The organism is Corynebacterium pyruviciproducens ATCC BAA-1742 (assembly GCF_000411375.1).
In the GTDB taxonomy this organism is placed as follows: domain Bacteria; phylum Actinomycetota; class Actinomycetes; order Mycobacteriales; family Mycobacteriaceae; genus Corynebacterium; species Corynebacterium pyruviciproducens.
Genome location: NZ_KE150446.1, coordinates 1,392,406 through 1,412,744, shown reverse-complemented (window position 1 = coordinate 1,412,744; position 20,339 = coordinate 1,392,406). Strand labels below are relative to the sequence as shown.

Annotated in this window: 23 protein-coding genes; 15 read left to right on the top strand and 8 right to left on the bottom strand. The window is 64.5% G+C overall.

Annotated elements, in window-relative coordinates; genetic code table 11:
- Window positions 1-22: 22 nt before the first annotated feature.
- The 5 genes from nrdF (at window position 23) to HMPREF1219_RS06155 (ending at window position 5,824) form a co-directional block, all read left to right on the top strand.
- Window positions 23-1,030 (top strand): class 1b ribonucleoside-diphosphate reductase subunit beta, encoded by a 1,008-nt coding sequence (nrdF, locus tag HMPREF1219_RS06175; protein WP_016458036.1) that lies wholly within the window; start codon window positions 23-25, stop codon window positions 1,028-1,030.
- Between the two features lie 762 nt (window positions 1,031-1,792).
- The gene (gene ctaD / locus HMPREF1219_RS06170; protein WP_016458035.1) at window positions 1,793-3,487 is read left to right on the top strand and encodes an aa3-type cytochrome oxidase subunit I; all 1,695 of its coding nucleotides are present in this window, start codon (window positions 1,793-1,795) and stop codon (window positions 3,485-3,487) included.
- 84 nt (window positions 3,488-3,571) lie between these two features.
- Window positions 3,572-4,462 (top strand): phosphoserine phosphatase SerB, encoded by an 891-nt coding sequence (gene serB, locus HMPREF1219_RS06165; protein ID WP_016458034.1) that lies wholly within the window; start codon window positions 3,572-3,574, stop codon window positions 4,460-4,462.
- Window positions 4,459-5,175, top strand: a complete 717-nt coding sequence (locus HMPREF1219_RS06160) for an aminoacyl-tRNA hydrolase (protein ID WP_016458033.1) — start codon at window positions 4,459-4,461, stop codon at window positions 5,173-5,175. The genes serB and HMPREF1219_RS06160 overlap by 4 nt, the downstream gene beginning before the upstream one ends.
- A gap of 28 nt (window positions 5,176-5,203) precedes the next feature.
- Complete coding sequence (locus HMPREF1219_RS06155; protein WP_016458032.1) at window positions 5,204-5,824, top strand: hypothetical protein; 621 nt, start codon at window positions 5,204-5,206, stop codon at window positions 5,822-5,824.
- A gap of 16 nt (window positions 5,825-5,840) precedes the next feature.
- Here the strand turns inward: HMPREF1219_RS06155 and HMPREF1219_RS06150 are convergent, their stop codons facing one another.
- The 6 genes from HMPREF1219_RS06150 to HMPREF1219_RS06125 form a co-directional block, all read right to left on the bottom strand.
- Window positions 5,841-7,232 carry a class I adenylate-forming enzyme family protein gene (locus HMPREF1219_RS06150; protein ID WP_016458031.1) on the bottom strand — a complete coding sequence of 464 codons (1,392 nt, stop codon included), beginning with the start codon at window positions 7,230-7,232 and terminating at the stop codon, window positions 5,841-5,843.
- 26 nt (window positions 7,233-7,258) lie between these two features.
- The gene (locus HMPREF1219_RS06145; protein WP_016458030.1) at window positions 7,259-9,181 is read right to left on the bottom strand and encodes an ATP-dependent DNA helicase; all 1,923 of its coding nucleotides are present in this window, start codon (window positions 9,179-9,181) and stop codon (window positions 7,259-7,261) included.
- Window positions 9,182-9,184: 3 nt separating this feature from the next.
- Window positions 9,185-10,489, bottom strand: coding sequence for a nicotinate phosphoribosyltransferase (locus tag HMPREF1219_RS06140; RefSeq protein ID WP_016458029.1), 1,305 nt, complete (start codon window positions 10,487-10,489; stop codon window positions 9,185-9,187).
- A 50-nt stretch (window positions 10,490-10,539) separates the two neighbouring features.
- On the bottom strand, window positions 10,540-10,896 hold the full coding sequence (locus tag HMPREF1219_RS06135; RefSeq protein ID WP_016458028.1) for a hypothetical protein: 357 nt from the start codon (window positions 10,894-10,896) through the stop codon (window positions 10,540-10,542).
- A gap of 75 nt (window positions 10,897-10,971) precedes the next feature.
- Window positions 10,972-11,400, bottom strand: coding sequence for a hypothetical protein (locus tag HMPREF1219_RS12190; protein WP_051120488.1), 429 nt, complete (start codon window positions 11,398-11,400; stop codon window positions 10,972-10,974).
- A 10-nt stretch (window positions 11,401-11,410) separates the two neighbouring features.
- Complete coding sequence (locus HMPREF1219_RS06125; protein ID WP_016458026.1) at window positions 11,411-12,109, bottom strand: hypothetical protein; 699 nt, start codon at window positions 12,107-12,109, stop codon at window positions 11,411-11,413.
- A 277-nt stretch (window positions 12,110-12,386) separates the two neighbouring features.
- Between HMPREF1219_RS06125 and clpS the strand changes: the two genes are divergently transcribed.
- From clpS to rdgB, 10 genes are all read left to right on the top strand, one after another.
- A complete protein-coding gene (clpS, locus tag HMPREF1219_RS06120; RefSeq protein ID WP_016458025.1) occupies window positions 12,387-12,689 on the top strand; it encodes an ATP-dependent Clp protease adapter ClpS in 303 nt (100 codons plus the stop codon).
- Entirely contained in the window at window positions 12,690-13,223 is a 534-nt protein-coding gene (locus HMPREF1219_RS06115) for a DUF2017 domain-containing protein (protein ID WP_016458024.1), read from the top strand.
- A complete protein-coding gene (locus HMPREF1219_RS06110) occupies window positions 13,220-14,176 on the top strand; it encodes a P1 family peptidase (protein WP_016458023.1) in 957 nt (318 codons plus the stop codon). Before HMPREF1219_RS06115 ends, HMPREF1219_RS06110 begins: the two co-directional genes overlap by 4 nt.
- Before the next feature lie 99 nt (window positions 14,177-14,275).
- Window positions 14,276-14,989, top strand: coding sequence for a rhomboid family intramembrane serine protease (locus HMPREF1219_RS06105; RefSeq protein ID WP_084594674.1), 714 nt, complete (start codon window positions 14,276-14,278; stop codon window positions 14,987-14,989).
- A complete protein-coding gene (locus HMPREF1219_RS06100; protein WP_016458021.1) occupies window positions 14,986-15,822 on the top strand; it encodes a hypothetical protein in 837 nt (278 codons plus the stop codon). Before HMPREF1219_RS06105 ends, HMPREF1219_RS06100 begins: the two co-directional genes overlap by 4 nt.
- Window positions 15,823-15,829: 7 nt before the next feature.
- On the top strand, window positions 15,830-16,726 hold the full coding sequence (locus HMPREF1219_RS06095) for a serine hydrolase (RefSeq protein ID WP_016458020.1): 897 nt from the start codon (window positions 15,830-15,832) through the stop codon (window positions 16,724-16,726).
- Window positions 16,726-17,523: a glutamate racemase gene (murI, locus tag HMPREF1219_RS06090; protein ID WP_016458019.1), complete on the top strand. Its 798-nt coding sequence runs from the start codon at window positions 16,726-16,728 to the stop codon at window positions 17,521-17,523. The genes HMPREF1219_RS06095 and murI overlap by 1 nt, the downstream gene beginning before the upstream one ends.
- 16 nt (window positions 17,524-17,539) lie before the next feature.
- A complete protein-coding gene (locus HMPREF1219_RS06085; protein WP_016458018.1) occupies window positions 17,540-18,307 on the top strand; it encodes an MBL fold metallo-hydrolase in 768 nt (255 codons plus the stop codon).
- On the top strand, window positions 18,304-19,017 hold the full coding sequence (gene rph, locus HMPREF1219_RS06080; RefSeq protein ID WP_016458017.1) for a ribonuclease PH: 714 nt from the start codon (window positions 18,304-18,306) through the stop codon (window positions 19,015-19,017). Before HMPREF1219_RS06085 ends, rph begins: the two co-directional genes overlap by 4 nt.
- A complete protein-coding gene (gene rdgB, locus HMPREF1219_RS06075) occupies window positions 19,014-19,577 on the top strand; it encodes an RdgB/HAM1 family non-canonical purine NTP pyrophosphatase (RefSeq protein WP_016458016.1) in 564 nt (187 codons plus the stop codon). The genes rph and rdgB overlap by 4 nt, the downstream gene beginning before the upstream one ends.
- Here the strand turns inward: rdgB and HMPREF1219_RS06070 are convergent.
- Complete coding sequence (locus tag HMPREF1219_RS06070; protein WP_016458015.1) at window positions 19,549-19,911, bottom strand: DUF3817 domain-containing protein; 363 nt, start codon at window positions 19,909-19,911, stop codon at window positions 19,549-19,551. The genes rdgB and HMPREF1219_RS06070 overlap by 29 nt on opposite strands.
- Window positions 19,904-20,287 carry a hypothetical protein gene (locus HMPREF1219_RS06065; protein ID WP_016458014.1) on the bottom strand — a complete coding sequence of 128 codons (384 nt, stop codon included), beginning with the start codon at window positions 20,285-20,287 and terminating at the stop codon, window positions 19,904-19,906. The genes HMPREF1219_RS06070 and HMPREF1219_RS06065 overlap by 8 nt, the downstream gene beginning before the upstream one ends.
- Window positions 20,288-20,339 lie beyond the last annotated feature (52 nt).

The window sequence follows — 20,339 nt, the reverse complement described above, 5'->3', positions numbered from 1 at the left end:
GTTTCTTGAAAGGATTATGTCAGTGGCGTACCATCACTCACCTTCGCCGGCCCAGCATGTTGCGAAAAAGGACTTCTCCAGCCCGCTCTCCGGCATTAACTGGAATGAGATCGAGGACGAGAAGGACCAGGAAGTCTGGGATCGTCTCACCGGAAACTTCTGGCTGCCTGAGAAGATTCCGGTGTCCAACGACATCCCCTCCTGGAACACCCTCAACGAGACTGAGCAGATCGCCACCATGCGCGTGTTTACCGGGCTCACGCTCCTGGATACGATCCAGGGCACGGTGGGCGCTATCTCTCTTATCCCGGATGCTGTCACGCACCACGAGGAGGCGGTGTACACCAACATTGCCTTCATGGAGTCTGTCCATGCGAAGAGTTATTCCAATATCTTCATGACGCTGGCATCCACCCCCATGATCAATGATGCTTTCCGCTGGTCGGAGGAGAACGTCAACCTGCAGAAGAAGGGCGACATTATCCTGCGTGATTACGACGGCACGAACCCGTTCAAGCGCAAGATCGCCTCCACGCTGTTGGAGAGCTTCCTCTTCTACTCCGGCTTCTACCTGCCCATGTACTGGTCGAGTCACGCCAAGCTCACCAACACGGCGGACATTATTCGTCTCATCATCCGTGACGAGGCGGTTCACGGCTACTACATCGGCTACAAGTATCAGCGCATGCAGGATAACCTGAGCCAGGCGGAGAAGGACGAGCTCAAGGATTACACCTACGATCTCACCCTCGACCTGTATGACAACGAGGAGCAGTACACCGAGGATATGTACGACGAACTCGGTTGGACTGAGGACGTCAAGCGGTTCCTGCGCTACAACGCCAACAAGGCCCTCAATAACCTGGGGTACGAGGCCTTGTACCCCACGGACGAGACCCGGGTGTCGCCGGCGATCCTGTCCGCGCTGAGCCCCAACGCCGACGAGAACCACGATTTCTTCTCTGGCTCCGGCTCCTCCTACGTCATCGGTGCGGTGGAAAACACCGAAGACGCGGACTGGGACTTCTAGCCCTTTCTGTACTGACACGGCCACCGAGCACCGCTCGGTGGCCTTTTCCATCTCTGTCTGACGGCTCTGCCGGGCAGCGAGCATGTCTTGGGAGGGCAGATCTTTCCACGGACCTTCATGGGCGGCATCGGACAGGCCGGAAGATGACGGGCACGCGGCGGTGGCTCAGGCAGAAAGGGGAGCGTACATCAAGTCCCGGGGTGTTCGGGGTTGTACGGGTAAAAAAGTATCCCGCACACTCACAGTTGCGTATACCCCAGCGGGTTACGTGTGTGTTACAGTGCGGCGGGGTCCGGCATCGTCGATCCTGTCGGGTGGTAGATACTCGTGTGAGGAAAATGTCAGAACGGGAGCCGTGGTAGCAAAAGTGGCTCACAAAGGGCGTGCATAGATACATGTATAAATACGCGTATATATAGATGTATGTTCGCGAAATGGTTGAACAAATAGCACGTTATCAACCATTTGGTTCACTGAAACCGGGGGACAACTAAAGCGGTATTGGGGCAACCTTTTTAGTCACCTTTTCGCGCCTTAAAAAGTGGAGGCTCTAGCGGGGTCCACTGCGGGGGCGTGGCTACCAGCGCTTTCTTGTCACACCAGTCACATGGTCGGAAAAACGCGGGGTAGGACTGGCATTTATGGGGTGGGTGAGGGGCTGGAAAATCGAGGGGTGGTTGCATTAAAGTTCAAAGAAGTATGAACCGAAAGCTGTCGGGCGTGTAGCTAGTTGCACACCCGGCGCTAAGTCAGGAGGAACTAATGACCGCTGTTGCGCCAAGGGTTGACCGTCCGGTCGTACCCGAACGGCCACTTCCGCACGGTACCGGTCGTAGGGGCAATATCTTCTGGGAATTGCTCACCACGACGGACCATAAAATGCTGGGCATTATGTACATCGTCATGTGCTACGTGTGGTACGTGATCGGTGGCATTATGGCCCTTCTTATTCGTGCCGAGCTGTTCCACCCAGGAATGCAGTTCCTGTCCAACGAGCAGTACAACCAGCTGTTCACCATGCACGGCACAATCATGCTGCTGGCCTACGGCACACCGATCGTGTGGGGCTTCGCTAACTACATCGTCCCGCTCCAGATCGGCGCACCTGACGTGGCGTTCCCGCGTCTTAACGCCTTCGGCTTCTGGATCACGCAGATCGGCATCGTTGCTTTCTGCGCGGGCTTTGTTACCCCGGGCGGTGCAGGTGACTTCGGCTGGACCATTTACACCCCGCTGAGCGATGCAATTCACTCTCCTGGTGTGGGCACTGACTTCTGGATCGTCGGCGTGGGCGCTACCGGTGTTGGTACGCTTGCTTCCGCCATCAACATGGCCACCACCATTCTGTGCCTCCGTGCACCGGGCATGACCATGTTCCGTATGCCGATCTTCGTGTGGAACATTTTCGTTGCTTCCGTCATCGCCCTCCTCATCTTCCCGGTTCTCACCGCCGCCGCTCTCGGCGTGCTGTATGACCGCAAGCTGGGTGGTCACATCTTCTCGGCCGGCAACGGTGGTGCACTCCTGTGGCAGCACCTGTTCTGGTTCTTCGGTCACCCTGAGGTGTACGTCCTGGCTCTGCCGTTCTTCGGCATCGTCTCCGAGATTGTCCCGGTGTTCAGCCGCAAGCCGATGTTCGGCTACGTCGGTCTGATCTTCGCCACCCTGTCCATCGGCGGCCTGTCCATGGCAGTGTGGGCTCACCACCTGTACCCGACGGGCGCTGTGCTCCTTCCGTTCTTCTCCTTCATGACGTTCCTCATCGCCGTTCCTACCGGCATGAAGTTCTTCAACTGGGTTGGCACCATGTGGAAGGGTCACATCACGATGGAGACCCCGATGCTGTGGACCGTCGGCTTCCTGGCAACGTTCCTCTTCGGTGGTATGACCGGCATCATGCTGGCCTCCCCGCCGCTGGACTTCCACATCGCTGATACCTACTTCCTGGTGGCACACTTCCACTACACCCTGTTCGGCACGATCTTCCTGTCCGCTACCGCTGGCGTGTACTTCTGGTTCCCCAAGATGACGGGTCGTATGCTCGACGAGACGCTGGGCAAGGTTCACTTCTGGCTCACGTTCATCGGCTTCCACCTCACGTTCATGGTTCAGCACTGGCTGGGCAACATGGGCATGGCTCGCCGTTACGCTGACTACCTGGATACGGACGGATTCACCCTCCTCAACCAGGTGTCCACCGTCGGCTCCATCCTGCTGGGTGTCTCCATCCTGCCGTTCATCTGGAACGTGTTCAAGAGCTGGCGCTACGGCGAGGTCGTCACCGTCGATGATCCGTGGGGCTACGGCAACTCGCTGGAGTGGGCAACCTCCTGCCCGCCGCCTGCCCACAACTTCACCTCTCTGCCGCGCATCCGCTCCGAGCGTCCGGCCTTCGAGCTGCACTACCCGCACCTCGTTGAGCAGGCTCGCGCCGAGATGCACGTCGGTAGGCACTAGGAGCATTCATACTCCTGCTAACAACTAGCACAATCCCCGTAGGTACTTCGGTACTTACGGGGATTCGCTTGTTAAAGTACGTCTATGGTCTCCACTCACTGCATCGTTCTCCAGTCACCCTCCGATCCTCTTCTTGCTCCGCTTGTCGACACCCTCTCCTCGCTCACTGCGCCCCCGTTGCGCACCGAGACGCTCACCGTCGGCTCGCTGAACGTGGCCGAGCTCTACGTGAGCCTAGAAGGCGGAGTGGAGCCGGGCGTTACCGCTCGCATCCGCGAGCTGTCCGAGGAGACGGGTGTGGATATCGCGCTCGTAGAGGCGGGTGAGGCACGTCCCGCCCGCACACTCATCGTTATGGATTGCGATTCCACGCTCATCAACGCCGAGGTCATCGACGAGCTGGCGGCCCACGCGGGCCGGAAGGAAGAGGTTGCTGCGATCACCGACCGCGCGATGCACGGCGAGCTCGACTTCGCCCAGTCCCTCCGCGAGCGCGTCGCCTGCCTCGAGGGCATTCCGGAGACCGTCTTTGCCGAGGTTGCCTCCGCGATCCAGTTCAACCCCGGGGCGCTCGACCTCGTGGCACGGTGCAACGAGCTGGGCTGGCCAACGGCGGTGGCCTCGGGCGGCTTCACGCCCGTGCTCGATAGGCTCGTGGCGCGGGCGGGCATCACCTATTCGCACGCCAACGAGCTGGTGGTGGTTGACGGGCACCTCACCGGCAGGGTGCTGGGGGAGATCGTGGATAAACACGTCAAGGCCCGCTTCATGCGGGAGTGCGCCGCGCGCGAGGGCCTGCCACTGGAACGGGTCATCGCCGTGGGCGATGGTGCCAACGATATCGAGATGGTCTCCGGCGCGGGCCTCGGCGTTGCCTACATGGCCAAGCCGGCGCTTAAGGAGGTTGCGGATACCTCACTCAACCACGGCCGTCTCGACGGCGTGCTCGCTATCGCCGGGGCGGTGGCACGATGATCCACAAGGACGGCGTGAGAAAGTCCCACGAGGCGCTGGTGCGTGGGCTAGCCAACAGCGCCCACGAGGACGGCGAGGAAGAGTACGCCATGCCGATCGTCATCAACCTGCCCAAGCACGACCGCCCGCACCGCAACGACGTCCTCGTGGCGGCGGGTCAGGCGGTGGTGGCGGTGGTGCTCGATCCGCGTGCGGCCGCCAACCCCGAGTTTGACCGTTGGTACGGCAAGCGGATCCGCAAGATCACCCGCCGGGCGCGCAACGCCGCGTGGGAGCATGTGCAAGAGGTGCCGGGCGTCACCGTGACGTTTGACACAGCTCAGGTGCGGGCATTCACCCCGGCCCCGGTGCACGCCACTGACCAGCGGATTGACAAACTCCAAATCGGCGGGACGGACATTCCCGCTGATGGATGCCAAGGGAGTTCCCAGGGAATTTGCACGGTATTCATTGATAGCTCCCTTACCATGTCATTAGGAAAAGCGGCGGCCCAGGTTGGGCACGCAACGATGCTCTTCGCAGCAGAGCTACCGGCCGACGAGGCGGTTAGCTGGGCGGAGGCAGGTTTCCCGCTCGCCGTGCGTGAGGTGGACCACGAGGAGTTCGTGGCCCAGTGCGCACAGCGCGGGGCAGTTGTTGTGCGCGACGCCGGGTTTACCGAGGTAGTCCCCGGCTCTTGCACTGCCGTTGCTGTTCCCACAGCCGCTCAATAGTCGTAGTGGCATGAACAAGGAGACCCGTATGTCAGTGACCACGCTGCAGCGAACCGTCTATAGGCGGTTTAGTCCCATTGAGGCGCTTAAGATCTCGTGGGACCGTTTCGCGTGCGATCTGTGGTGCTGGGCCCTCCCTTTTGTCTTGTACTGCGGTCTGGCGGTCCTCATCGGGGCGCGGCTGCAGTTTGGTAACAAGTACCTGTTTGCCACCGTCGTCAGCGTCCTCATGGGTATCTGGCACGGCATTGTTGCCGACGCCTCCGTCCGCGCCTGGCGCGGCGAAAAGGCGGCGTATTTTTACCCCCGTCACCTTCGCCCGGCGCTCGCCGCCGCCGTCATGTGGACGGCATCGTCCCTGATGTCCATCTTTTCCCCACTGCTCGGCCTGGTCATTCCGCTTTTCTTCGCCGTGGGGGTATCGGCCGTTGCCGTCGATGGTAGGTGTTCCAGCTTCTTCACGGAGCCGGTCCGCATGATACGGGCGGTGCCACTGCGAATGGTCATGCTCGTGCTGCTGGCCGGCTCGCTCGCCATCATCGGCGTGTTCGCACTCTTCATCGGCTCCGCCATCACCTACCCGCTTGCCGTCATGCTCCTCACCGCGGGACTCTTCCTGTCCCGTGGCGAGGAAGACGCGGGCGACTAAAGAGAGGCGCGGGCGGCTAAGAGCGCAGTTCGCGGCGCAGAATCTTGCCGGCCGCAGAACGCGGAATTGTATCCACGTGGTGGACGGCGCGAACCTTCTCATAGCCCGGCACCCGTTCCGCCACAAACGCCATGACCTGCTCCGAGGTGGCGGTGCCCACAACATAGGCGGCGGGGATCTCTTCGTCTTCGTGGATTTCCCTCACTACCGCGGCATCGGTGACACCGGGGCACGAGGTGATGAGCGCCTCCAACTTGATGGGGGATACCTGGTACCCGTGATACTTGATCACATCTTTCAGGCGATCGACAATCTCGACCTCGCCACCGGGCAGCTCTCGCGCCAGGTCACCCGTGCGCAGCCAGCGTCCCACAAGCGTCGCATCCGTGGCCACGGGATTGTGGTAGTAGCCCGCCATCACCTGTGGACCGGCGACCCACAGCTCACCCACCTCGCCGGGTGCCACATCCGTGATGGTGGACGGGTCGACTATCCGCTGCTCCGTGTCGGGCAGTGGGTGGCCTATCGAACTCAGTGGTGTGGTCGATGCTGTGGTGAGGTGGGTGACTGGCGACGCCTCCGTCATCCCGTAGCCCTGCAGCATCCGCGAGCCGGTGCGCTCGGCGGCACGCTCGCCGTCGGCAACGTTGAGGGCTGCGGCGCCGACGATCATGTACTTGAGGGCGGAGAAGTCCGTCTTGTCCACCAGGGGGTGGCGGGCCAAAAGCGTGGCCAGAGGCGGGGCGATGAATGTGGTGTGGACGCCGTACTTTTCGTGGGCGGTGATGAACCGCTCGGCCTCGAACGGCCACGCGAGAACGGTGGCGCCGAGGTAGAGCGGCACGTTGAGGAGCGCGGTGAGACCGTAGATGTGGCTAAACGGCAGTACGGATTGGCACACCGAGCCGCAGGGAACGGGCACCTTGGCGCCAAACTGGATGGTGTTGGCCACCAGGTTGCGGTGGGTGAGTACAACCACCTTGGGGGTGCCTGTCGTGCCGGAGGAGACGGGGTAGCAGCATGGCCCGTCAAGGTCGACGGCGACGGAGCCGATCTCGATCCGCTCGGGGCAGGCGCGTAGCTCTTCGTAGTTGGAGGAGTCGACGATGTAGGCCGGGCGCGGATCCTCGGGGACCACCCCGCCGATGGGCATGACGATGGCGCCGGCGACGATGCAGGCGTGGAACGCGGCGGCGAAGTCGATGGAGTTGGCGAGGCGCACGCCCACCACATCGCCGGGGGCGATGCCCACCGCGCGCAGCCCCGCGGCCACGTGGGTGATTTCCGCTGCGAGATCGCCAAAGCTGATGGAGCGATTGAGGTCGATCATGGCGGTTGCCTGTGCGTCATTTTGATGGGTAAAGACCAGTTCAGGCAGTGTTTCTTCCGGGTAGGTGAGGGATGTCATCGAAGTAATAGTTCCTTGATTAGCCACTAGTTGGTGCTGTGCCGGGCAGCGACGAGTCGTGTGAGGGCACCAGTGACGGTGGCGAGGTTGGTCGTTGTCCACATGGGTGGGATGGAGCGGAGGATGAATTTTCCGTACCGTTTGGTGGCGATCCGCGAGTCGAGGATGGCGACCACCCCGCGGTCGGTGGTGGAACGCAGGAGCCGGCCGGCGCCTTGCGCCATGAGGAGGGCGGCGTGGGTGGCGGCCACCTGCATGAAGCCGTTTCCGCCGCGGGCATCGGCGGCTTCTTTGCGGGCTTGGCTCAGTGGGTCGTCGGGGCGGGGGAACGGGATCCTGTCGATGGTGACGAGCGAGAGGGAGGGCCCGGGGACGTCGACGCCTTGCCACAGGCTGCGGGTGCCAAAGAGGCAGGAGTTTTCGTCGGCGGCGAAGCGTTCGATGAGCGTGCCGATGATGTCGTCGCCCTGGCAGTAGATGTCGAAGGGGAGCCTTGTGCGCAGCTCCTCGGCCGCTTGTTCCGCGGCCCGCCGGGAGGAGAAGAGACCAAGGGTGCGCCCACCGGCGGCGGTGATGAGGGTCTCCAGTTCGTCGAGTAGCTCGGGGGAGAGCCCGTCGCGGCCGGGCGGGGGCAGGTGGGAGGCGAGGTACATGATGGCGGAGCCCTGCGTGTCAAAGGGGGTGCCCACGTCGAGCCCGTCCCATGTCAGCCCCGTGAGGCCCCAGGAGGCAGCGAGCGCGTCGAAGCTGCCGCCGAGGGCGAGGGTGGCGCTGGTGAGGACGGTGGTGTTGTGCTCGAAGAGGTTATCGGCGAGGGTGGAGGCGACGGACAGCGGGGCGACCATGAGGCGGCGTTCATCGCGCCGGTCCACCTCCAGCCAGACGACGTCCTCCTCGGAGCCCTCGAGCATCCGGTCGATGCCCTCGGCGAGCCCTCCGATGTGGCTCATGAGGCTCTGCTTTTCCGCGTAGGTTTCGGGGTCGGTCTCGGCATCGACGGAGGTAAGCGACAGCTCGGTGCCCACCGTGTCCAGGGCCTCGGAGATTGCGCCGAGCGGTGGGACGGCGACCTCGGGGATGCCGTCCACCCACCGGCCTAGCGGCAGCTCGGGCAGCACCTCGTCGAGCTCGTCTGTGACCTCGCGCAGCTTGTCCACGCTGGGGTTGTTCTTCTCCAGGATCTTCTCCACGCGGGTGGCGGCCATCTTCAGCGCCATGACGCTGATGGTGGCGGTGGACACGGCGGTGATGCGGTCGACCAGCTCGTGCGCCTCGTCGATGACCACCGCGTCGTGCGGCGGGAGGATCTCGGCGGGGGAGACGGCGTCGATGGCAAGCAGCGCGTGGTTGGTCACCACCACGTCCACGTCGCGCGCGGCGGCCCTCGCCTTCTCTGCGAAGCAGTCGTCGCCGTGCGGGCACACGGAGGCCCCGGGGCACTCCTGCGCGGTGGTGGACACCTTGGCCCACACCGCCGGCGGCACACCGGGGTCGAGGTGGTCCTTGTCGCCCGTCTCCGTGTCTTCAGCCCAGGCGTAAACGCGCTTGAGGTAGGGCTCCATCCACTGGTAGTCCTCGGCGCCGATGAGTGCGTTCTCGCCGGCGAGTTTGTTGAGGCACACGTAGTTGGACCGGCCCTTGAGGATGGCGTAGCTGTAGTCGCCTCCGAGCGCCTCGGTCAGCCGCGGCAGGTCGCGCTCCACCAGCTGGCGTTGCAGTGCGAGGGTCGCCGTCGCCACGATGACGCACGCGTCCTGAACGTGGGCGTAGCTTAACGACGGCACGAGGTAGGCCAAAGACTTTCCGGTCCCGGTCCCCGCTTGAACCGCGAGGTGGCGCCCGGTGGCGAAGGCGTTCGCCACCGCCTCCGCCATCTTCTGTTGCCCGGGCCTTGGCGTGCCGCCGATCGCCTCGACGGCGGTAGCGAGCAACTCCTGGGTCTTCTCCACAGGCTAGAAACCCACGAACTGCGTGCCGATGGCGGGTTCGTCCTGGCTCAGCGCCAGGCCCTCCCACGGCAGGGAGATGAGGTTATCCGCCAGCAGCTGGCGCGACTGTTCAATGGTGGGCTGGTCGCCCACCACCTCGCCGTCGCGCATGAGCGGCTGGGTGAGCAGCTTGTAGTGGAAGTTACCCACGTCCGGCACGTCGTGGTTGAACGGGAAGACGATCTCCTCCACGCAGGTGCCGGAGGCGCGACTCGTGCGGATCGCCCGCTTCGCGCCGGGGACGGTGCGCTTGTTCCTGCTACGCTTGGCCACGGGGATGCCGTCGACCTCCACGAGCTTGTACACCATCTCGGCGGTGGGGGCGCCGGAGCCGGTGACCACGGAGGTGCCCACGCCGAAGGAATCGACCGGGTCGCCGCGCAGGCTGGCGATGGTGAACTCGTCCAGGTCGCTGGACACCACGATCTTGGTGTCCACCGCGCCGAGCTCGTCGAGGAGCTTGCGCACGCGACGGGTCATGGGGCCCAGGTCGCCGGAGTCAATGCGCACGCCGCCGAGCTTGGGGCCAGCCACCTCGATGGCGGTGCGCACCGCGTTGTCAATGTCGTACGTATCCACGAGCAGCACCGTGTCGATGCCCATTGTCTCGATCTGGGCGCGGAACGCGGCCTCCTCGTTCGGCGTGCCGTCCGGGTTGACGTGCACGAGGGTCCAAGCGTGGGCGGCGGTGCCGGAAGCCGGGATGCCGTAGCGGTACGAGGCCTCCAGGTTGCTTGTTGCCGCAAAACCGGCGATGTAGGCGGCGCGCGCCGCGGTGACGGCGTTGGATTCGTGGGTGCGGCGCGAGCCCATCTCAATAATCGGGCGACCGTCGGCCGCTACCACCATGCGGGCGGCGGCCGTCGCCACGGCGGAGTCCGCGTTCATGATGGACAGGATGACGGTCTCCAAGACGACGCACTCGGCGAACGTGCCGCGCACGGTGAGAAGCGGCGAGTTGGGGAAGAACAGCTCCCCCTCGGAGTATCCGTCGATCTGCCCGGAGAAATGGTAATTACGCAGGTAATCTATGGTGTCCTCATCGAGGAAGTCGAGGCTTCCCAGCTGCTCCTTGCTGAACACAAAATTCTTCACGGCCTCAAGCACGCGGCTGGTTCCGCAGACGACGCCGTAGCGACGCTGGTTGGTGAGGCGGCGGGTAAATACTTCAAAGGCGCATTGACGGTTCGCAGTGCCATCCTTCAAAGAGGCCTGAAGCATGGTCAACTCGTACATATCCGTGTACAGCGCACTGGACTTAGTTTCCATAAGGTTATGGTAGTCCGGGAGGTTGCTTCGCGGGCCGAGGGTGAGGGGGACTAGCTGCCCGCGCCCGCTAGCTCCGTGGCCATGGCGGTGAGCATCTGTTGGGCGGTGGCGTAGGAGCCGTCGGCGGGGATGGCGATGAGGGCGACCCCGGAGCCGTCGGCAAGCACCCCCAGCTGCCTGGCCAGATACATGCCGGACTCGTCGGGCCCCCAGCCACCCTTGAACGCGCACCCGGGCAGTGTCCCGAGCCCGTAGCTCTGCTCGGGGGAGACTTCCCCCATGAGCTCAAGGACGGGGGCAGCACCCGCGAGCGAGGGTAGTGCAGCGGCAAACCGTGCTTGGGAATCCACCGACCACTGGGTTTGCCCGAAAACGGTGAATCCGGGGCGGGTGACCTGCGCCGGCACCGCGATGGCCTCGCCCGCCTCGGCGATGATCTGCTGGACTGCACCCGCGGCGGCCTCCCCGCCGCCGAGGGAATCTCACAGGGCCTGCGCGGCGTCGTTATCGGAGACGGTGATCGCCGCGGCTGCCGTGTCCGCCAGGCCGGGATTGGCACGCAGCGCCGCCACCGCCAGTGGCACCTTGGACGTGGACCAGGCAGGAGCCGGGGCAGTGAACCCGGCCGAGACGGTGGACCCGTTGCGTGCAACAGCAACACTGGCGCTGCCGCCACCGACTGCGAGGCCGGCGGCGACCGCCGCGGAAACCTGCTCCTGGGGATACGGGGGCGAGGCCACCGGAGCCGCCTGCGTTTCCGGCGGGTCAGTGGCCTTCGCTGTGGTCTGCGTGTGCGTCACCGTGAGGGTGACGGGATCGAGCTCATCGTGGGCCGTATTCGCGCCGGGTGAGCATGCGCTACACACCGCTCCCACCGCGATGCCCGTGGCGACGGTGGCCGTCACTGACATCCGACGGCGGCTACCACACATACACAATCGCACGGTTGCCACCGATGCAGGTCGCGATGTTATTCGAGACCGTGCACTTCATTGAGTATGTCTTTTTGGTGACGGGGGAGTACACGTGCAGCGATGTGGGCGGTTTCTTCGTCTTGTAGTACTCGTCGCGAAACGCCTCGCCCACGGCCCCCGCGAACGGGGAGCTCGTATGCTCCGAGCCGGTTGCCTGGCTGGTGAACTTGGTGTCGCCCCCGTTTCCCACAGGCGTTGCGTTACCTGGCAGATCGGCGAGCGAGGCCCGCTGGCCGGAGTCGGCGCCCTCGGATGTCGGCGAGGAGGCGCGAGACTTTGTGGATGGCTCCGCCGCCGTCCCCGCGTCCGAGGGAGGCACCACCACGGTCTCCACCACCGTCGGTCGGGTACTGGGAGTGGAGGAGCGGTGGAACACGCTGGAATCGTAGAGAAGCCAGCCGCCAATTGCCGCGAGGAGCACCACGATGGTGCTGAGCAGCGCGATAATTACCCCGTTGCCCCGTTGTCGCTGGGGTGGCTGAGGTTGCGGCTGGTAGTACTGCTGCTCGGGGGGAACGGGGACCGGTTGTGGCCGCCCGTACTGGGTGCCCGCAGCCTGCTGCTGCGACAGGTACTGCGTCTGCGCTTCCTGCAGGCCCTGTGGCTGGAAAGTGGCCGTCGGCGGGTAGGCCTCGTCCCCACGCACCGATTGGAACTGCGTCGTCTCAGGGTCGGGCGAGGAGGGGGTGGAGTGGAGGAGTGAGGAGGATTCGTGTCAGCCATGTCGGTTCCTTAACTAGCCGGTGGACACGTGGTAGAGCATTTTCTTACATCCTAGAACGTGCAGCACACCCCGGTGGGGAGTTCGTGCTAGCACAGGCCCGAGGAGACGGTGAGAGGCGTGGAATGGCTGCTACGTGCCGTCGACAAGCAAAGCTCACTACACTAGACACCATGACCAACCGTTTAGGAGGTGACCGCGCATGAGTATGCCCGCAGCGCCGTTGGCGACCCCCGATGTGGATGTCGAGGTGGAGGTAGCCCCCTCCGAGAACCTGCCGTGGATGTGCATCGTCTGGGATGACCCAGTCAACCTGATGAGCTACGTCACGCACGTGTTCATGACCATGCTGGGATACTCCCGCAAGCGCGCCACCGAACTCATGATGCAGGTGCACACGGAAGGCAAGGCAGTCGTCTCCTCCGGGGAACGCGACAAGGTCGAAGCCGACGTGAAAAAGATGCACACCGCCGGCCTGTGGGCCACCATGCAACAAGGGGGATAGATGGAAGCCTGGAGGAAGAAGAAGCCGCTGCTCAAGGCGGCGCACTACGAAACCGTTCTCGGCCCCATGGAGCGCGAAGTGCTGGGCAACCTCGCATCCGTCGTGGCAGAAAAGCTCATCGAGCGCACCCAATCCGCCCCCAAGGACCCCCTCGAGGAACTCACCGGCATGACCTCCGGCCACAAGGAGGCCCCCACCGACCCGGGGCTCGCCCGGCTGCTGCCCGATTTTCAGCGCGCCGAGGACGAGGAGTTCGAGGGCGATAACGCGCTCATGCGCAGCCTGTACGAGACGGACATTTGCCGCGCCAAACTGGAGAACCTGCAGCTTGTGGGGGAAAAGCTGGGGCCCGACGGCAACGTCGCCGTGCAACTGACCCCTGCTGAGGCCAACCAGTGGCTCGCCGCCGTCAACGATATCCGCCTCTACATCGCCTCCTCCGCGCCGATGAACGGCACGAGCGAGGAGGACCGTCAGCGCCTCGTCGAATGGCTCGCCTACCACCAGGATTCCCTCCTCGAGGCGATGGCATGATCCGCGTCGGCCACGCCACCTTGGGGGATACCGGCTGCACCGTCATCGCCTGCCCCGAAGGCGCGCTTGCCGCCGTCGACGTGCGCGGAGGCGGACCCGGCACCCGCGAGACGGACCTTTTGGAAAGCTACAACACGGTGGAATTGGTCCACGCCATCGTCCTGTCCGGTGGTTCCGCGTTTGGGTTGGCCGCCGCCGACGGCGTCATGCTCGGCCTCGAGGCCCGTGGCATCGGTTTCCCCGTGGTTGAGGGCGGTCCCGTGGTCCCCATTGTCCCCGCCGCCGTCATCTTCGACCTCTTTGTTGGCTCTCCCACCCACCGTCCCACGCTTGTCGACGGTCAATCCGCCCTCGACGCCGCACTCGCCTCCGGCGGATCGGTCGAAGTCGGATCTGTGGGTGCGGGAACCGCCGCCACCGCCGGGCGCATCTCCGGCGGGTTCGGCACAGCCACCGTCACCGCCGACGGCTACGAGGTCACCGCGTACATGGTGGCCAACCCCATGGGGGAGGTCATCGACCCCACCACCCACTGCCTGTGGGATACGGACCTCAAGGTGGACTACGAGCGTTTCCTGCAGCTCACGCCGCCGCGCCCGAAGCTCAACACGACCATCGGCTGTGTGACCACCACCGCGCCGGTCACCCACGGCCAGCTCAAGCGCCTGGCGATGGTTGCTCACGACGGCCTGGCCCGCGCCATCCGGCCCGCCCACTCGCCACTTGATGGCGATACGATCTTCGCGTTGGCGGACCCAGTCGCGGTGTCCGCTGAGGCCACGGCACCTTCACATGTCGAGGCCACGGCACCTTCACATGTCGAGGCCCCCGGCCTCGACATGGTTGCACTGTGCGCCGCGAGCGCGGAGGCGACGCAACAGGCCATCCAATGCGCGATCACTCATGCAGCGGGGACGCACGGCAGGCTATCGTTTTCTGATCTCGCCCTGTAACGAACCGTCGGGGCGGTGGATAGGCTATCGTGTACGGCGAAAGTCTTAACTTAAACGTCTCGTGTTGGAGGAGGACGTTTTCACGTGAACAGTGACCCGATGCCGCCAAATCGGCCGCGTAGCAGCGGACAATACCGCGGCTACACGGCACCTACCCCGCCTACCATGTCCCCGCAATTAGGGGGTGGCCTGAACGCGCCACAGGTGCCCGGCAACCGCGGGGTTACCCCCGCCCCGGCGTGGCGTGGCGGGTTGCGCGTGGGGTTGCGCATCGCCATCGGCTTCGTTGTGGTCATTTGGGCCGTGTTCGCAGCCGAGGTGGTCTCCGGAGGCCGGCTCGCCTACTTCGGCATTCACCCGCTCGATCCGTCGTCGCTGCCGTATATCTTCACCTCCCCGCTGTTGCACGCGGACCTTTCCCACATCATCTCCAACACCACCGTGGGCGCCGTGTTCGCCTTCCTCGTCGGCTGCTCCGGCAAGCGTGTGTTCTGGGAGGTCACGCTCATCTGCACTGTCATCGGCGGCTTTGGCACGTGGGTGTTCGGTGGCATCGGCACCAACCACATTGGTGCCTCCGGGATCATTTACGGCTGGCTTGCTTACCTCATCGTGCGCGGGATCTTTAATAAATCCGTGCGGGAAATCGTCCTCGGCCTGGTGCTTGCCTTCACATACTCCGGGCTCATGTGGGGAGTGTTCCCCACCTCCACGGCTGTGAGCTGGCAGGGGCACCTGTTCGGCGCGTTTGGCGGCATCCTCTGCGGCATCTTCCTCACCTCCGATGACCCGGTGCGGAGGCAGAAACGATGAGAACACGCGTGGCCGTGGGCCTCGCTTTTATTGTTAGCTGCGCCGCCTTCCTTACCTCGTGCCAGGAAACTGCCGGTGAGGTTCCCGCCGTTTCGTTTGCCCAGCTGCCCAACGCGGCCGAGGTGGCCGTCGCCGCGGCCAGGGAGGACGGCTACACAGGCGGGGTGGGAGCCGTGGTCATCGATGCCACGGGCACGTACACGGCCGGAGATCTCACCACCACCAACGCCTGGTCCACCATCAAGGTGCCGATCGTGCTCGCGGCCCTCAAAGAAGACCCGGACCTGGAAGACTCAGACCTTGTCGAGGCGACCCTGCGCTGGTCCGATAACGATACTTCCTGGACGCTATGGAAGCAGCTCGGCTCCACCGCCGCAGAGCGCGAGGCGAAAGTGGAGGCCGTGCTGCGAGCGGCCGGCGATACCCAGACCACCGTGGACGTGACCACCGGCGAGCAGTACGGCATCACCCAGTGGAGCCTCCGCAACCAGGCCACCCTTGCCTCCAACCTGCGCTGCCTGGATAATTCCGGGCCCGTCCTGGACTACATGGGCGATGTGATTGAGGAGCAGCACTGGGGCGTGGGCACCATCGACGGCGCCCTGTTCAAGGGCGGCTGGGGCCCCGACGACGAGGGCGCCTACCAGGCCCGGCAGATGGCGCTCATCCCCGTGAAGTCTGGCGGCGATGTCACCGTCGTGCTCGCCACCAACGTGGAGAGCGAGGAATACCGCGAGGATGCCGAGGATGCCCTCACCCGCGCCGCCGAATCGCTCAAGCCGTACCTGAAGACGGCGCAGGGTCGCGATTGCGCCCTCAACTTCAACCCCTAAGGTAAGCATGGTGAACCGGAAAATTGTAGCAGCTCTGTGCGCGGTGGCGTTGGGTCTTACCCCAGCCACCGCGCAGGCGGTGGAACAGTCAGAACTGGACCGCGTCGCCCGCGAGGTGACGGCCGAAACCGGCATCCCGGTGGGGATCGCCATCCACGATGCCACCGGCACCCGCGCGGCGGGGCAGATCACCGATTTCCCCGCCTACTCCACCGGCAAGGTGCCGCTGGCGATCGCCACACTCCGGGAATCCCCCGCCGCCCTTGCCGATGCCACCGCTGCCGTCACCGTCTCCGATAACGCCGCCGCCGACAGGCTGTGGGCGGGCCTCGGCGGCCGCGCCGCCACGGCGAAGGTGAACACAGTGCTTGCCCAGGGTGGCTCCACCACCACCAACCCCGGGTGGTGGGCCATGCCCTCGTGGAGTGTTGCCGATCAGGCCACCTTCTTCGCGCACATCCCCTGCGTGGACAAGGGCCCGGAGGTGGAAGAGCTTATGGGCAACGTCGTGGGTTACCAGCGCTGGGCGTTCGGGCAGCTTCCCGGCGCCAAGATCAAGGGCGGCTGGCTGCCAGACCACGGCTACTCCCTGCGCCAGGGCGCGATCATCCCCACCGGCGCCGGCTGGGTGGGGGCAGCTGTTGCCGTGCGCACCCCCACGGCGGATTTTTCCAAGGCTGCTGCGGCTGCGGACGTGGCGGCGGCTAAGCTGCGCCCCGTCCTCGAGTCCGCCCAGCCCATCACGTGCGCGGGCCCGGTCACCGAGGCCACGCCCGCGCCAACCGCCCCGGTGGCGTGGCCGATCCCGCACGTTGTTGCCCCAGCCCCGTGGGCGCAGCCGGCCGTGGACTGGCTCAACGGCGTGATCGACCAGGCCAACTTGCAACTGAGGAGGATTATGTAATGGATTCTCGTCCGATCGGCATCTTCGATTCCGGCGTGGGGGGACTCACAGTGGCGCGCGCCATCGCCGATCAGCTTCCCCACGAGTCCATCTACTACCTGGGCGATACCGCCCACGCCCCGTACGGCCCGCGCACCGCCGACGACGTGCGCCAGCTCAGTAAACAGGTGGCGGACCAGCTCGTCTCGCGCGGCATCAAGCTCCTCGTCATCGCCTGCAACACCGCCACGAGCGTGTTCCTGGAGGAGGCCCAGCGCCTCTACGCCGACTCGGTTGTGGGTGGGGTCGTCGGCGTCATCGAACCGGCGGTCAGCCGGGCGGTGCAGGTGACCAAGAACAGCAAGGTCGCGGTGCTGGGGACGGAGGGGACGATCCGTTCCGGCGAATATCAGCGGCAGCTCACGGCCCACGAGGGCATCGAGTGCTTTGCGGAGCCGGCGCCGCTGTTTGTGGAGTTCGCCGAGCGCGGCATCACCACGGGCCGCCAGATCCTCGGCGTGGCGGAGGCCTACGCGTCCCCGCTGCAGCAGGCGGGCGTGGATACCTGCATCCTCGGCTGCACCCACTACCCGCTGCTCACCGGCGTCATCCAGCTGGCGCTGGGCGACCCGGTCACGCTCATCAGCTCCTCGGAGGAGACGGCCAAGCGCGTGGTGCGGTTGCTCATCGAGCAGGACCTCGTAGCCCCCGAGGATAACGTCGCGCAGCGCCGCTACGAGACGACAGGAGACCCGCGCCTGTTCGCCCAGCTTGCCTCCCGGTTCGCGGGCGCGGAAATCAATTGGTTCGACATGTAGCGGTACACTAAACCCTATGAGGCTGACGATACTCGGGTGTACTGGTTCCGTTGGAAGCGCGGTGGGTCCGTCTTCCGGTTATCTCATCGAGGATGCAGACCGCGCGCCGGTGCTCATGGATATCGGCTCCGGCGTCATGGCCGAGCTCGAGCGCCGCATCAACCCGGCGGATGCCCACCTGCTGTTCAGCCACCTCCACTCCGATCACTGCGCCGATTTCCCTAGCCTCGTCGTGTGGCGCCGGTTCCACCCCACCCGCAAGGCTAAGGGCCGCCACCTCCTCTTTGGGCCACCGGAAACGCCGGAGCGCCTCGGCAGGTTCATCGCCGACGATCCGCACGGCGTGGATGACATCACCGATACGTTTGCCTTCGGCCCGTGGCAGGTGGGGGAGAAGGAGATCGTCGAGGGCTTTACCGTCGAGCCGTTCCGCGCCGTCCACCCCATCGATGCGTACGCGCTGCGGCTCACCCACCGCCACATGGGCACCGTCATCGCCTACTCCGGCGATTCCGCCGTCACCGATGACCTGGTGGAATGCGCCCGGGACGCGGACCTGTTCATCTGCGAGGCCACGTGGGGAGCCTCCAGCGAGGGGCAGCCGGCGGACATGCACATGTCGGGCGGGGAGGCCGGCAATATCGCGCGCCGGGCCGGCGTGAAGAAGCTGCTTATCACCCACATTCCGCCGTGGGGCGATGCCCACGCGTCTGTCAGTGCGGCGCAGGCGGAGTTCCCCGGGGAGGTACTCGTGGCTAAGCCCGGGTTAAGCTTGGAGCTATGAGTGAAACCTTTACGCGCGCGGACGGCCGCGCCACCGATGAGCTGAGAAAAGTAACGATCACCCGCAACTTCACCACCAACCCCGCAGGTAGCGTGCTGGTGGAGTTCGGTCGCACCCGCGTCATGTGCACCGCGAGCGTCCAGGAGGGCGTGCCCCGCTTCAAGAAGGATTCCGGCGAGGGCTGGCTCACCGCCGAGTACGCCATGCTGCCGGCCGCCACCAACGAGCGCAACCCGCGCGAGTCTGTGAAGGGCAAGGTGAAGGGCCGCACGCAGGAGATTTCGCGCCTCGTGGGCCGCAGCCTCCGCGCCGCGATCGACCTGACCAAGCTCGGCGAGTACACCATCGCGCTGGATTGCGATGTGCTCCAGGCCGACGGTGGCACCCGCACAGCCTCCATCACCGGTGCCTACGTCGCCCTCGCCGACGCCCTCGCCTCCATCAATAAGACCGATGCCCTCCTTCCGCCCGTCGCCGCTATCTCCGTCGGGCTTATCGACGGCCACCCGTGCCTCGACCTCCCGTACGAGGAGGACTCCCGCGCCGAGGTGGACATGAACGTGGTGATGAAGGAAAACGGCGCCTTCGTGGAGATCCAGGGCACCGGCGAGCACGGGGACTTCACCCGCGACCAGCTCGCCACGCTCCTCGACCTCGGTGAGAAGGGCTGCCGTCAGCTCGTCGAAAAGCAAAAAGAGGTCCTTGCGTGATCCTCCTCGCCAGCCACAACGCGGCTAAAGCCGCAGAATTGAAGAGACTCACCGGCCTCGAGGTGACCACCCCCACCTACCCCGAGCCCGTCGAAGACGGCCTCTCCTTCCGGGAGAACGCACTCATCAAGGCGCGGGCAGGTGCAAAGGCTACCGGGCTTATCGCCCTTGCCGATGATTCCGGCCTCACCGTCCGCGCCCTCAACGGCATGCCCGGCATCCTCTCCGCCCGCTGGTCCGGCACCCACGGCGACGACGAAGCCAACAACAGGCTCCTCCTCGCGCAGCTGACGGATCTCCCCCGCGACGCCGCGTTCGTGTGCTGCGTCGCGCTCGTCACCCCCAGCGGCGAGGAGTACGTGGAGGAGTGCTCGTGGGAGGGCACGATCGCCACCGAGCCACGTGGCGAGGGCGGGTTCGGCTACGACCCGATTTTTCTTCCCCACGACGCAGGCGGAAAAACCTCCGCCGAATTAACAGCGGAGGAAAAGGATGCGCTGTCCCACAGGGGACAGGCGATGCGCAAGATAGCTAAGCGTTTAGCTCAAATTTCTGCGTAACCTCCTTGCGGCGGAAGTGCTCCGCGACAAAGGAAAGGAACGGGATGGTGCCGGCCAGGGCCGTGATGAACGCCTTGGTCAGGTCCCATCGGGCCTGCGTGGTGAGGTTGACGGTGGCCACCAGGTAGAGGATGTAGAAGAAGCCGTGCAGCGGGCCGATCGCCGAGGCCCAGGCGGGAATCTCCATGCCCAGGATGTAGTCGCAGATCATGCGCGTGACAAGGACGAGCAGCCACACGCCGGTGACCCACGCGGCAATGGAGTACAACCGGAGCGCCTTGGCCACGCGTTTCTTGCGTGCCGGGTGGATCTTCGTTGGTGTGGTGTCAGTCATCTCTGCCCTTTCGTCTCCTCGGCGCAAACTCCTCGTTGTACGCCTCCACGTCTGTATTGACTGGGTTCGGCATCCACTCCTGGGATACCGTGGTCACTTTCTTCTTCTTGTCCTTCTTCTCCAGCTGTGCGAGCTCCTCGCCGAACTCGTCGGCGTCTAGTTTGTCGTTTTCGTAGCGCCGGATGCGGAGGTAGAAATAGACGAGGAAGCCGCCGAAAATCGGCCATTGGATGGCGTAGCCCAGGTTTTGGAACGAGCCATCCGGAGAGGTGTACCTCTGCCACTGCCAATACGCCGCCACCAGGGTGAATGCCACCCCGATGGTGAGAAGAACAATGTGGGAGAAGCGAACTTTAAACTTCTTTTTCCCAGTCATACTTTTGGATTATATCCGATTAGGTTTTTATCCCCTAGTCGCGTTACGATAT

What these genes read in the sequence shown, in the direction of transcription:
- serB (WP_016458034.1), top strand. Translation starts at nt 3,572, where the DNA reads ATGGTCTCCACTCACTGCATCGTTCTCCAGTCACCCTCCGATCCTCTT.
- rph (WP_016458017.1), top strand. Translation starts at nt 18,304, where the DNA reads ATGAGTGAAACCTTTACGCGCGCGGACGGCCGCGCCACCGATGAGCTG.
- HMPREF1219_RS06085 (WP_016458018.1), top strand. Translation starts at nt 17,540, where the DNA reads ATGAGGCTGACGATACTCGGGTGTACTGGTTCCGTTGGAAGCGCGGTG.
- HMPREF1219_RS12190 (WP_051120488.1), bottom strand. Translation starts at nt 11,400, where the DNA reads ATGTCAGTGACGGCCACCGTCGCCACGGGCATCGCGGTGGGAGCGGTG.
- HMPREF1219_RS06065 (WP_016458014.1), bottom strand. Translation starts at nt 20,287, where the DNA reads ATGACTGGGAAAAAGAAGTTTAAAGTTCGCTTCTCCCACATTGTTCTT.
- HMPREF1219_RS06160 (WP_016458033.1), top strand. Translation starts at nt 4,459, where the DNA reads ATGATCCACAAGGACGGCGTGAGAAAGTCCCACGAGGCGCTGGTGCGT.
- clpS (WP_016458025.1), top strand. Translation starts at nt 12,387, where the DNA reads ATGAGTATGCCCGCAGCGCCGTTGGCGACCCCCGATGTGGATGTCGAG.
- HMPREF1219_RS06155 (WP_016458032.1), top strand. Translation starts at nt 5,204, where the DNA reads ATGTCAGTGACCACGCTGCAGCGAACCGTCTATAGGCGGTTTAGTCCC.
- HMPREF1219_RS06070 (WP_016458015.1), bottom strand. Translation starts at nt 19,911, where the DNA reads ATGACTGACACCACACCAACGAAGATCCACCCGGCACGCAAGAAACGC.
- HMPREF1219_RS06150 (WP_016458031.1), bottom strand. Translation starts at nt 7,232, where the DNA reads ATGACATCCCTCACCTACCCGGAAGAAACACTGCCTGAACTGGTCTTT.
- murI (WP_016458019.1), top strand. Translation starts at nt 16,726, where the DNA reads ATGGATTCTCGTCCGATCGGCATCTTCGATTCCGGCGTGGGGGGACTC.
- HMPREF1219_RS06100 (WP_016458021.1), top strand. Translation starts at nt 14,986, where the DNA reads ATGAGAACACGCGTGGCCGTGGGCCTCGCTTTTATTGTTAGCTGCGCC.
- HMPREF1219_RS06140 (WP_016458029.1), bottom strand. Translation starts at nt 10,489, where the DNA reads ATGGAAACTAAGTCCAGTGCGCTGTACACGGATATGTACGAGTTGACC.
- HMPREF1219_RS06110 (WP_016458023.1), top strand. Translation starts at nt 13,220, where the DNA reads ATGATCCGCGTCGGCCACGCCACCTTGGGGGATACCGGCTGCACCGTC.
- HMPREF1219_RS06105 (WP_084594674.1), top strand. Translation starts at nt 14,276, where the DNA reads ATGCCGCCAAATCGGCCGCGTAGCAGCGGACAATACCGCGGCTACACG.
- HMPREF1219_RS06095 (WP_016458020.1), top strand. Translation starts at nt 15,830, where the DNA reads ATGGTGAACCGGAAAATTGTAGCAGCTCTGTGCGCGGTGGCGTTGGGT.
- HMPREF1219_RS06115 (WP_016458024.1), top strand. Translation starts at nt 12,690, where the DNA reads ATGGAAGCCTGGAGGAAGAAGAAGCCGCTGCTCAAGGCGGCGCACTAC.
- ctaD (WP_016458035.1), top strand. Translation starts at nt 1,793, where the DNA reads ATGACCGCTGTTGCGCCAAGGGTTGACCGTCCGGTCGTACCCGAACGG.